The sequence below is a fragment of the Trichodesmium erythraeum IMS101 genome (assembly GCF_000014265.1).
GTDB lineage: Bacteria > Cyanobacteriota > Cyanobacteriia > Cyanobacteriales > Microcoleaceae > Trichodesmium > Trichodesmium erythraeum.
Map to the genome: position 1 here is coordinate 7,714,156 of NC_008312.1, position 12,857 is coordinate 7,727,012.

Below are 12,857 nucleotides of genomic sequence, written 5' to 3' on the forward strand. Positions count from 1 at the left end.
TTTAATAATAAATTATAGCAGTTTGATCAATTTTTTGTACAAAAGTGAATCAATCTTTCATGTATAGATAAAAAATTTTAGTACCAAAAGTATAAGTAGTTCTAAAAGATATAGTCATTTCACTTAAGAATGAAACAAAAAGAGTATAAGATTGAACAAATAAAGTATGGGATTAGAAATCATGGCTTATGGTTTAGATTTCAGACAAAAATTAATAGTAATAATAGAAAATGGAGTTAGAATCACCAAAGTTTCGCAAGTGTTTGGAATAAGATGACTTGAGAGAAAGGAACTGGCAGCAACAAAGGTAAAATATATCTAGTTTTCCCTAAAGGTAAAATATATCTAGTTTTCCCTAAATACAAGAGAATTGTCAATAGATTAACAAGAAAATCCAGAAGCTAGATTAAAACATACAGCTAAAAGATTCGGCGTAAGTACAACTGCAATTTTTAAGGCTATCAAAATAATGAAAATAACCAGAAAAAAAAAGAACTACATTATCGCGGAAAGAAGTAGATAATAATGGATAAAGTATTATCAGGATTTACTGAAATTAATCAAAATATATGGGAGTAAAAGTTTCTTATTCTTTTTGGAGTCAGGATTTCCATAATTTCTAAATTGTATTTATGTGTGGTCAAAAAGAGAGAAAAAAATTTCTGGAGATAGGCAAAGAAAGAGGAAAGAAAGAGAAAACTTAGTCCCTGGTAGAAGAAAATAAAAAAAAATATTTAATCCCACTAATTATATTTACAGGAAGCTTGAATGCAGAAGGTTTGGAATGCTTAATGATGGTAATCAATATATTAATTACCATCATTAAGTATCACATCAGTTGTGATTATGAATAATGTACCAATTTATCGAAAAACAGTAATTAAACAAATAGTTGAAGATAGAGGTCATCAGGTCATATTCCCCCCTAAGTATTCTCCTAATTTGAAGGATATTAAACATGATTTTAGTTCCTTAAAGAGAGCCAGAATGTATACTCCTTCAAATACAGCCTTAGATAAAATCATCTGTAATTATTGTGTAGCTTAATGTCTCATTCTTAAGTTAAATGACTATATAAGTAAGTAGGTATGAAAAAAAAATTAGCTATATTAAGATTTGTGTACTGACTCCAAGCTTATTCACACAGTTGATTTGAGGTGAGTTTATATTTTGTTACACTTACATCTTATACCTGATTAGACAAAATCAAAACCCAGCTTATATAACCAAGGCATCAGTGTATTTAGCTGACTAGACATCAAGATAAGCAATACATGAGGTCAAAGTAAAATAAGTGACTGTTGTGAACAATTAAACTAATCTAAATCACTATGATTTAATAAAGTGTAAATAAACCAAATATGTTAACAAATAAGAAACTAAAGAAAAAATCAACCAACCCTAAACTCCAAGTATTGTTTTGTGTCCAAAGCGGTGTACTTTAAAACGATGTTTAGCTCTCTGCGTGTGAATTCCTCAATCTTCCATCTGCGTCTTCCCCAACTAGCAATAGTTTGACCTTTCATTGGTTTTGTAGAAATAACAAAACTTTTAATTCTTATACCATCTCGTTTTAGGTATACCCATGACAAAAAAAGCTGGAAAATCTAAACCATTTACATAAACTTCAAGTCATAAGAGTTCTAGCTTCACAGACTTTTCGTCCATCAGTTAAAGTTCTATTTTTACTAACTCTTACTATAGGATAATGGGAATTATCCCGAATTTGTTTGAGAAATTTAATTATTCCAAAAGCCGTATCGCCTAATACATAAATTCTAAAATTTTTAATAGGTATTTTTGGCAAATTATTCAATAATTTCTGTGCTAATTCGGATGGAGATGGAATCTCCTTTTCCCGATCAACCGTAAATATCCAAGGGATACGCCAGTTACCTATCACTAAATACATATAACGACAATGTGTAAACCTTTTTTAAGTTATATATTCGAACCCTTCCTCCTCTAAGGGGAGAACTTACCACCAATTATTGTGTAGTTAAATCCAGAATTACTCCCACACCTTGGTTTTCTTCCCCTTTTAACTTCAGAAAAAATGAGATGGAGTAGAAAAGAATGAACAGTACGAATTAAAGAACGAGTTGACCATTTAAAATTATTTAAGAAATGACTGATAGCACTTTCAGATTTGGACAGTACGAATTAAAGAACGAGTTGACCATTTAAAATTATTTAAGAAATGACTGATAGCACTTTCAGATTTGGTTTGACAATGATAGGGAACTGAATTTCCTTGCCCACAAAGGAGTAAACTAAAAATAGATTCAAGGGTTTGGTAGTGCGTCAGTAAAGTGTGGGATAAGTAATTAAGTCGTTCCAACTTCAAGGAGCGATCGCGTTCCTCAGCTCTTTGTGCAGCAGTATTTTCTTTGCAACTATGAACCCAAATCAAATTAAAGTAGGCCCTCGCCAACCTTACTGTTACCTCAGTTTGTTGCCAGAGCTTGCCAAATTTATTCTGTCGGCGATGCCATCGACCGCTATGCTGTCTGATAATTCCATTTATGCGTTCCAATTGTAGGACAATGGTTTTTACCAATAATGTGTTCTATTACAGAGCAATACTCGTTCATACCCTCCCCAATTATCAGTTAGCCATTTTTTACAGCTAGTTTTCTCTTCTGTATTGAGGATCAATTCCTCAATGAACTGGTCAGTATGTTTATTTACTCTAGCACTCAGAATTAATCTACTGGATGAAGCTTAGGGGCTTGCCAACCCAAGAATTCCCTTCTCTCAATTGCTGATACTGGCACTGTTTTTGTTTTTTTTGGATGAGTGACCAAAACTCATCACTGTTGATTTGTGAGTTATTGATATTCTGGAGATGAGCATTATGAATCATTTGTCCTTTTTCACAGGCAGCTCTTACCAAACTAATTACTGTATTATAGGCCAAATTAACTGTTGGACTAATCCCTCTTAAACTACTGCCCTCAACGTGAGCCTCTAGAACCAGGGGCTTTTGTTCAGGTTGAATTTTTCTACGATAGTAGAGAGTGTCAAAAGTATCGGTGAAAGTTTGTAGGCATTCAGGAGAATAATATCGTTGACAACATTACTGGTCTTTCCCTGTTTATGGGTTTTCTGATGGCCACATAGAGGACATTCTATGATAATAGAAAGTATTTAAGGACAACGATTATATTACCATTGCCACACTTTCTTGATGCACTACCAAGGTTTTCAAGTTGATAACTAGTGGGCATTATTTGTTTTAAGCTAGAAATTTAATTTTTGTCCTTGGGAGAAACTATTATTTACAGGACTTACACAAAGACACTCTATATAGCTTATACTAAATAGAGCGACCGCATAAAAATTTATGGTGATCGCTTGAAAAAGAACATAATCATAACTAATACTAAAGATAGGATAGTACCATTAGTTTTGGCTCTATCATATATGGCTAATTGTAAGTAAATAATTTTTGCTTAAATACCCTGATTATTGTAGAATAATATTACTTTTAATTTGAGCTAATCAGATAAGTTTTAACTACATTGATTATTGTCAATATTTGCTCAAATCTAATACAAGTTAAAACATAGTAAATTTAGCGAGTCACTTAGAAAATATTAGCTATGAAACAATAAATTATTATTGAAGAAGATAAAATTTTGATGCTCAGGAATTAGGTCAAAATTTTCAAAAATAAATAGTAATTCAAACAGATGTTTATTTAATCTTTAATGATACAGTTTTCAACACAGAATATGGTAGTGAAATTAGGTTAATGCGATGACAATATAGTGGTAATGATCATAAAGTAGTCTGTGGTATAATTTAAGAGTAAATTGTATATATTTAAATCCAAAGATAGAGTAATTTTAGATAATATATTATCATATTTATGACCCAGATAGTGAGAAAAAAATAAAAATAGCTCATGGGTAGAAAATGATATTAAATTTAGTAAATTAAGAATAAGTTTAGTATTTGAAACTTTATTAATGGAGAGTTGGTATGCAACACAAAGATTAATGGTATTGGTAGATAATATGCCAAAAATTTATTACTGTCCTTGAAAAATAAATCCAGAGCTTAGATGAGATTAGAGGTTTGGAAAAATCTAAAAATATTGGATAATTAAGTTAGAGTGAATCGGAAAAAATATCAGGTAAAATTATTAAAATTAAAGGTTTTCTAAAAGATAAAAAAGTTCAGCTCCATACGGGAAAATGTTTCTAGCAACATGACAGAATACATTGTAACAGCTGTAGAATTTGAGTCTCAAGCCAGATGGAAGAGCGAAGAATTTTACACCAGAATTAAGCAATTAACGAATACAGAGTTTTGTCAATGCAGTCTTTGGTCAAATTCAAAAAACTATGTAGCCTATGCTCTGTTAGTTTGGAGTTTTCTCAAGAGGTTAGCAGTGAAAATAGGAAAAACTATTTACATAGTTAAACATGAATTACTCTCAGACTATTTGAGCCAAGAATTGAAGAAGCCCACAATACAATTCAGGGCTCGCAATGATTTTTTAATTATTTTTTACTCTAGTTTTAACAATGGTAATTTTCTTGAAGCGATCGCTATAAATTTTAAAGGGTTCGCTCTATTTAGTATACGCTGTATATAGTGTCTTTGCGTAAGTTCTGATTCAGTATCTTTGTTCTCCATTAATTCTAGAAACTAGGATACTAAAATCATCTTAGCAGTAGTATGAAAAAAAACAATATACATTATTAAAATTAAACTCCTAAAATATGCGTTATTCATTTTTTTAAAGCTTAATTAAAATGGTAAATTTAGTTAAATTAATTAGGGAATAAAGATGATTTTTAAAGGTATTTAATTAGTTATCTCTAGGGATTAGAAAGAACAGTCTCTAATCCTCATAACACAATTACTTAAGCTGTTTCTGAACACCGATATTTTTTTTAGTGCAGGATCTGAGTTAAATAGTGACAAATTTCAACACCAACCTACCTACAGTGTTTTGAAAATCAAATAAACACTATATATGGATTGTGTAGATATTATATTCCTGTAGGATGTAGGGTTTATTGATAATTAGCTCAAATTTATTGACAATATGGGCCGTTCCAGTATCTTACAATTAATAACTTATTTGTAAACTTAACTAAAAATTTTATATAACAAAGCTTTGAGTAATTTCAAGCCTAATGAACTATAACTCCCATTACTTAAGTATGGTAAGGATAAGAGCATAAAAATATTTACTTTATAAATTAGGAATAATAAGCAATGCTAGAAGCTCGCATTAAAAATTAGCTAAGGTTTCTTTTTCGCTTTGGGAAATAAAAAACGACATGAAAAGTGGAGCTTTGAGCAATCAGCTATTTTTTTAACACTACATCTACTCCATTTATATAAGTCCTGATATATGTAACTTAATCTTGTAATTTTATGCATAGACATGGTAAAAATTAATTCCCAAAAATTTAAGTAGATAAAAAAAAGCTAAAGAGTAAATTTTAATGACTCTAAAATACTAGTAATCAGAGTAGAATTACTAACTCTCAATGGCCGGAAATCATTTTCGAGGAGTGTTAAATTTAACTTATCATCATCATACAAGGCAAATATAAATTCTCATAAACATTCAGGTGTAGATAGTAGGGGGCTTATCAATTCAAAAGTATTCTTGATTGATTACACTTAAAGGAGCAGGGTGAGCCAAACAAGTAAGTTAAATCTACAAAGATTGATTATTTATTTTAACTCGACCTTCGCTAATAGACTAAATAGATATAAATATTGTAGGAGAATTAAAATAAAACCTCTCCACCAGGAGATCAAACTTTGATTCTTAATTCTTTATAAACTAAGCAATTAGAGATAAATAACAATGAAAAATACAATGGGCAAAGTATTTTGGAAACAACCTTTAACTTATTTATTACTACTAGCAGGAGCAGTCGGAGCATTATTAGGTGAGCGACTAATATTACAGACAAGTAGCTCTCCAGAAAACTCAAGTCAGCTTACTGAACTATCAGTGACTCAATCTCTTAGCAAAACTGATAATACTTCTAACTCAGAAAAGTCCACTTGGTTACCAGTTAGAGCCCCCATTTCCAATAGCAATTTTATTGTAAATGCAGTCCAAAAAGTTGGTCCAGCAGTAGTCAGGATTAATGCTTCTCGAGCTGTCAGCCAAAGACCTAATATGTATGGATTTAGGGTACCAGAAGATTTCTATGGTTTTGAATTACCTAGATCGCGTAATAGTCCAATTGAGCAAGGAACTGGTTCTGGTTTTATCATCAGTTCTGATGGTAATATTCTTACAAATGCTCATGTTGTCGAGGGTTCAACTACTGTAGAAGTGGTCCTTAAAGATGGTCGTCGCCTTCAAGGTAAAGTTTTGGGCACAGATTCTCTAACTGATGTAGCAGTAGTTAAAATTGATGCTGGTAGTCTTCCAACTGTTAAGATCGGAGATTCAAATAATCTGCAACCTGGAGAATGGGCGATCGCTATTGGCAACCCCCTAGGTCTAGATAATTCTGTGACGGTGGGCATAATTAGTGCCACAGGTCGTTCTAGTAATGATGTGGGTGTTCCAGATAAGCGGGTAGGATTTATTCAAACAGATGCTGCAATTAATCCTGGTAATTCTGGTGGTCCTCTGTTGAATCAAAATGGTGAGGTAATTGGCATTAATACAGCTATTATTGATGGTGCTCAAGGTTTAGGATTTGCAATTCCTATTAATAATGCTCAACAAATTGCTAAACAATTAATTAAGGTAGGTAAAGCAGAACACGCTTATTTAGGTATTGCTATGCAAACTCTTACACCAGAACTTAAGCAAGAACTGAACCGAAATTTCAATACAAATATGTTTAGTGACCAAGGGGTATTAGTAATACAAGTTGTTCCTGGTTCTCCTGCTGATAAAAGTGGTTTAAAACCAGGGGATATAATTCAAAGAATTGATAATCAAACTATTACTACATCTGAAAATGTACAGCAAATTGTTCAGAACAAAACAGTAGGTAGTTTGTTGGAATTAGAAATTAATCGGAATGGTAAAAGCTTGAATTTGGATGTACGAACTGGAAATTTACCACCTAGAAGATTCAGAGGATAGTTTGGAAATTATAATGAAAGAATCTTTTAAAATATTATTCATAGAGACAAGTCTGACAGAGATATTGTTGTGAGGATGAACTAGCACAAAGTTAAAGATGAATAAATACACAAAATTAATTATACATTTTGTTAAGCTTAATCTCTTATACTATATATCTCACATAAAATTAGCCGATGCTTGCATGAGTGTTTAAGTGCTTAACATTCACAGTTCAAAGAAAAAAATAGAATGTATAGTTGCAGCTAAACTAGGTAAAGATGATGATTTGACTGGCCTCTATTTATTTCTTTTTTTTGATGAGTATGGATAATAAACTAGACAATGGGAAATTATTCCCATAACTATTGCGAGCCTTGGCTTACAGCTATCTCAAGATTAGAAACTTTCAATCTTAACTGTAAATGGTGTAAGCAAAGTCCTATCATACTTTCAGCCTTTAAAGTTAATAGTTTTTTAGGATAACTTTGTACTCTCCAGTAATAAAAATTAGTGGAGGAAAAAATAATGGAAGTCTTACAAGTAGCTCAGTTAGGCAATAAGATATTACGATATCAAGCTCAAACTGTTAATAATATTTTGGATCAAAATGTACAGCAACTAATTGATAATTTAATTTTTACAGTAATTGAAACAAATGGTGTGGGAATTGCTGCTCCACAAGTTTCAATTAGTGATTGCTTATTTATTATTGCCTCAAGACCAAATATTAGATATCCCAATGCTCCAAAAATGGAGCCAATAGCTATGATAAACCCTAGATTAATATCTCATTCAGAAGATAGAGTCAAAGGATGGGAAGGTTGTTTAAGTATACCAGGAATTAGGGGTTTAGTACCAAGATATAGAGTAATAAATGTAGAATATACTAATCGAGAAGGAAAACTAGAAAGACAAGAATTAACAGATTTTGTTGCTAGAATTTTTCAGCATGAATACGATCATTTAGAAGGTCTAGTATTTTTAGATCGTGTAGAAAGTACCACAGATTTAATCACAGAAGATGAATATCAGAAACAAATTATTCAATTAAGGAATTAGGATATAGGAATTAACAGAGCATTTCCGTAGTATTCAGCAAAATCTTTATAGCAATAGAAAAAAAGCTTAGGACGCTGAATTATTCCAGATTTGGGAAAAGCCAAAATTGATGTCTTAACCTATGCTTGGACTGCTATACCTTTCTATTCCTTAACTTGTCAGTCTCTGCCAGAAGTCTCACTACAAATGATAGCTAAGACTTTGACCTTCTTTAGAGCAACTTCGGGGATTAATGCTAAGTCTCTAACCCGTTGCCTAGGTTGTCAAACCAACAACAAGGTGGTAAGAATTTCACTTACAAAGATGTAAGAGTTATCTATAAATCTAGGTTTTCCTCATATATTGATTTGGGAAAGCCTTTTATACCTAATTTTATTGGTTTAGTAGGCAAGGATTTAAACATTTGATTTGATAACTTGACTCTTCCTTGAAAGTTTAGTAAATAGCACTTTTTATTTTTCTCAGGTACAATTTTTCCCTATTTCCTATTTTCTGTTCTCTATTTTCTACTTCCTATTCTCTATTCCTTAAAAATCTATAATTCCTCAAATGAAAATAAGATTTATATCAATCAGCTCATTGGTTATGCCAAAATTCTATACTTATAAAGTTTAGGAAAGTCGAATATTTGACCATAGCCCAAGAAACTTCAATAGCTACTTAACTATTTTCAAAGAACTGCAACAATGATAAGATTGTTTTATAAAATTTTGGGCTGGAAACTAAATATCTTCTATAGAGTTTTGTTCAGGGGTATTCGGGGGAAACCTTGTAAAATTTATTAACCATTCCTCTTCTGATAAATTTTGATTAATTGTCATCAAATATTCTTACAATTATATCAAATTATTATCAGTGCCTCTATCCCGAAATATTGCACATTTTTTTCTTAGTCTTTGCTGTTGCAAATATTTAATAAATTCAATAATGATTTAGGATTGCTATATATCTATAATCATTATCAAAGAATAATTATCATTGCTTAAATGTGGGAATTTAGAATGACAATTTTCTTTGACGTTCAAACCAAATTTTTTCCCTTATATAGCAGGTTGTGTAAAAATCCCATACTTAAAAAGTTTTGGAAAATAGTTCAAAATAGTAAATAAATTGAGGAAATATTTATGAGTATTAATCTCAGCAAGGGTGAAAGAATTAGTCTATCTAAAGAAGCGCCTGGAATGAAAAAAGTTGTAGCAGGTTTAGGATGGGATGTAAATGTTTCAGATACAGGTTCAGATTTTGACCTTGATGTTTCTGTGTTTATGTTAGGAGCAAGTGGCAAAATTCCTCAAGAGAAATACTTTGTTTTTTACAATAATCTTAAATCTCCTGATGGTTCAGTAGAGTCTATGGGAGATAGTCGTACAGGAAAAGGAGAGGGAGATGATGAGACTATTACTATAGATTTATTAAAGGTTGATTCGATAATTGAAGAAATTATTTTTGTTGTTACTATATATGAAGCAGAAAAAAGAAGGCAAAATTTTGGGCAAGTGAGAAATTCTTACATCAGAATTTATGATGAGGAAAATGAAGAAGAAGTAACTAAGTATGAACTAGAAGAAGACTTTTCTAGGGAAACAGCTATAGAGTTTGGGAAACTGTATAAAAAAAATAGTGAATGGAGATTTCAAGCTGTAGGAGAAGGTTATAATTCTGGCTTAGAAAGTTTTGTACAAAAATATAACTAATTAATTTATTTATAGCCTTTATCAAGTTACTACTAAAAAAATGAATTTTCTAACTTATTAGTACGGGAATTGCTATAGTGAATTCTTAATAGTTGACATCCTCCCTGGTTGTTAGGCGCGGGGAGGTTTTTGTGAGCAGAAGTTCCCATCTGGGTTGACGTTTTATAGGCCTTGTATAATTTGTCGCGAGGGCAAAAGTTGATGCTAGTCAAGTCCCTTGCCTGGTAAGTCCGTTTTTTGTCCCAGACTGCCCACCCGGGAATAATTAGGGTTAGCCCATCTATTGTCTAATGGAGTGAGGTTTGTTGGAGGTCAGTACGGAATTATGGAGGCGCAGAGACACAGAAGCGCAAAGACACGGAGGCACGGAGGCACAGAGGCAAAGAGCCATTGATTTTTATTCTTAGATGCCTGAAATAATATCTATACATTATCTTGAGCTACAAAAATCATACTACTTTTCACCCATTCAGAATTTTGCTTGAGCAACATTTGTTTCAATGCTTTGAGAATTAATTAGACAGCCCTAATTAATTAAAATTTAGGCTAACATATATATTAAAAAAATAACTAAAAAGTCGACTGCTTATGGATAATGCTTTAGACCCAATTTTTTTGTAAAGCAATTCGCCTATAGGTTGTTATATTTTATAGTTAAAGCGTGTGCTATGTAAACTAAAGCGCAAATGGGACTTAGAAACTAAACTCTTACAATTTTTTTTACTAATCATTTCATATTGCTATAGATATTACTTCAACTCAAAGTTTAATTAATCTGCTATTTGCTAAACTTGAGTCTTATGAATTATGATCACAAAAAAATAAGGAGTCAAGACTCCCCTTGAAAAGAGATACAAAAATAAAATTCAGCATTTAAAGCCTTCTACTAAAATGCAAGGTATTAATAACTGATAACTGAAATTATTTTAGTATAATTATGATGAATCAAAACTAATATAAATTATCTTTTTCAAGGATTATTAAAGTTATTTATTAAGAGAGGGAAAATCAATGTCTGTTAAACTCAGTAAAGGTCACAGAATTAATCTTTCTAAGGATACACCAGGGTTAACAAAAGTAGCTATTGGTTTGGGATGGGACGTTAATCCTACTGATACAGGTACGGAATTTGATTTAGATGTCTCTGTATTTATGTTAGGAGATAATGGAAAAATTCCAGAAGATGAATACTTTGTTTTCTACAATAATTTAAAATCTCCAGATGGTTCAGTAAAGCATTGGGGAGATAACAGAACTGGAGAGGGGAAACAGGATGATGAAACAATAGAAATAGATTTAACTAATGTTAATTTGAGTATTGAAGAACTACTTTTTGTTGTAACTATCCATGAAGCAGAAAAAAGAAGGCAAAATTTTGGGCAAGTTAAAAATTCTTTTATTAGAGTTTATGACTTAAACACTCAAGAAGAAATAACAAAGTATGAATTAGAAGAAGATTTTTCGAGAGAAACTGCTATAGAATTTGGTCGTCTTTATAAGAAAAATAGTGAATGGAGATTTCAAGCAGTCGGAACAGGATACAATACTGGTTTACAAACTTTTGTAGATAAATACGTTTACTCATGAGTAAAAAAAGTATTTTTGGTATAGTAATAACTAATACAAAAAAAATTAAAAAATTAAAGTTAAAAATACTGGTTAGTTAATCAATAATTATAGACATTAGGGAAAAGTGTAAGCATGAAATTTGTTAGCAATTAGCTATAATCTATAAGTTATTAACTAATTATTTTAAAGGATAAACTATACCAAGCTCGTAAAATATTGAAAGGGTATTTTTTTCAAGTTACAGCCATTTTGCTAAATATAAAGATTAAGCCATGGGATAAGCATACTTTACATACCCCAATTTGCTATTAATCTCTAAAGAAAATTAAAAATTATGAATAAAACTATTATCTAACTCTAGTAATTGCTTTATTTTTATAAAAATTTAAATCTGGATACTTACAAGAAATAGGAACAAAAAACAGGAAATAGTTATAATAATATTTATACTTATTTAAGTTAAGCATGAGACATTCAGCCACACAATAATCACAGATAATTTCATCTAAGGCTGTATTTGAATTAGCATACATTTTGCTCTCTTTAAGACACTAAAATTATTTTTAATATCCTTCAAATCATGAGAATACTTAGGGAGGAATATGACCTGATGATTTCCATCTTCAACTATTTTTTTAATAACTATTTTTCGATGAATTGGTGCATTATCTATAACCAAAACTGATGTGATAGTTAATGATGGTTATCAATATATGAATAACCAGCCTTCCAAACCTTCTGCATTTAAACTTCCTGTGAATATTATTGGTGGGATTAAATCTTTTTTTCATTTTATTCTACCAAGGACTAAGTTTTCTCTTTTTTCCTCTTTCCTTGCCTATCTCCAAAAATTTTTTTCCCTCTTTTTAACTACACATAAATACAATTTAGAAATTCTTCAATTCCTGACTCCAAAACGAATACTAAACTTTTACCATCATATATTTTGATTAATTTCAGTAAATCCTAATAATATTTTATCCATTATTATCTACTTCTTTGCGCGATAACGTGCTTCTTTTTTTCTGGTCATTTTCATTTTTTTGATGTCCTTAAAAATTGCAGTATTTTTTAGCTCTCTGTTTTAATCTAGCTTCTGGATTTTCTTGTATCTAGGGAACGCTAGATATATTTTACCTTTGTTGCTGCCATTGCCTTTCTCTTGAGCCATCTTTATATTGACCCTCTTCGTATTCCAAACACTTGCGCCACTTTGGTGACTCTACCGCCATTTTCTATTATTACTATTAATTTTTGTCTTAAATCTAAACCACAAGCCATGATTTCTACTCCCATACCTTCTCTTTTCAATCTCATGCTCTTTTTGTTTAATTCTTAAGTTAAATGAATATACTTGTTTACTATGACAACTTTTACAAGTTATAGTTTTACCATTAATCCAGAGGGAGTAAAAAGCCTATACTTATCAATTAATGGAACATTAATTCCTACTAATTGACCACCAT

The 12,857-nt window shown here is 31.1% G+C and carries 7 protein-coding genes and 4 pseudogenes; 7 read left to right on the forward strand and 4 right to left on the reverse strand.

The window, feature by feature from the left end; all coding sequences use genetic code 11:
- The first annotated feature begins 181 nt into the window (after positions 1–181).
- Positions 182–1,047 (forward strand): annotated as a pseudogene (locus TERY_RS31845) (IS630 transposase-related protein).
- A 580-nt stretch (positions 1,048–1,627) separates the two neighbouring features.
- Here the strand turns inward: TERY_RS31845 and TERY_RS31855 are convergent.
- Both TERY_RS31855 and TERY_RS31860 read right to left on the reverse strand, forming a co-directional pair.
- Positions 1,628–1,912 carry a hypothetical protein gene (locus TERY_RS31855; RefSeq protein WP_011614255.1) on the reverse strand — a complete coding sequence of 95 codons (285 nt, stop codon included), beginning with the start codon at positions 1,910–1,912 and terminating at the stop codon, positions 1,628–1,630.
- Positions 1,913–2,304: 392 nt separating this feature from the next.
- Positions 2,305–3,150 (reverse strand): annotated as a pseudogene (locus tag TERY_RS31860) (IS1 family transposase).
- A 1,066-nt stretch (positions 3,151–4,216) separates the two neighbouring features.
- Here TERY_RS31860 and TERY_RS26085 point away from each other — a divergent pair.
- From TERY_RS26085 to TERY_RS35705, 4 genes are all read left to right on the forward strand, one after another.
- Positions 4,217–4,606 carry a hypothetical protein gene (locus TERY_RS26085; protein WP_052845872.1) on the forward strand — a complete coding sequence of 130 codons (390 nt, stop codon included), beginning with the start codon at positions 4,217–4,219 and terminating at the stop codon, positions 4,604–4,606.
- A gap of 1,233 nt (positions 4,607–5,839) precedes the next feature.
- A complete protein-coding gene (locus TERY_RS24410) occupies positions 5,840–7,087 on the forward strand; it encodes an HhoA/HhoB/HtrA family serine endopeptidase (RefSeq protein WP_011614257.1) in 1,248 nt (415 codons plus the stop codon).
- Between the two features lie 507 nt (positions 7,088–7,594).
- Complete coding sequence (def, locus tag TERY_RS24415; protein ID WP_011614258.1) at positions 7,595–8,128, forward strand: peptide deformylase; 534 nt, start codon at positions 7,595–7,597, stop codon at positions 8,126–8,128.
- A 90-nt stretch (positions 8,129–8,218) separates the two neighbouring features.
- Positions 8,219–8,437 (forward strand): hypothetical protein, encoded by a 219-nt coding sequence (locus tag TERY_RS35705; RefSeq protein ID WP_196797170.1) that lies wholly within the window; start codon positions 8,219–8,221, stop codon positions 8,435–8,437.
- Positions 8,438–8,711: 274 nt separating this feature from the next.
- On the opposite strand, the pseudogene TERY_RS38025 reads toward TERY_RS35705, so the two are convergent.
- Positions 8,712–9,054 (reverse strand): annotated as a pseudogene (locus tag TERY_RS38025) (IS630 family transposase); the annotation flags it as partial.
- A gap of 198 nt (positions 9,055–9,252) precedes the next feature.
- Here TERY_RS38025 and TERY_RS24420 point away from each other — a divergent pair.
- Positions 9,253–9,822, forward strand: coding sequence for a TerD family protein (locus tag TERY_RS24420; protein WP_011614259.1), 570 nt, complete (start codon positions 9,253–9,255; stop codon positions 9,820–9,822).
- A 1,011-nt stretch (positions 9,823–10,833) separates the two neighbouring features.
- Positions 10,834–11,409, forward strand: coding sequence for a TerD family protein (locus TERY_RS24425; protein WP_011614260.1), 576 nt, complete (start codon positions 10,834–10,836; stop codon positions 11,407–11,409).
- 458 nt (positions 11,410–11,867) lie between these two features.
- Here the strand turns inward: TERY_RS24425 and TERY_RS31865 are convergent.
- A pseudogene (locus TERY_RS31865) lies at positions 11,868–12,672 on the reverse strand (IS630 transposase-related protein); the annotation flags it as partial.
- Positions 12,673–12,857 lie beyond the last annotated feature (185 nt).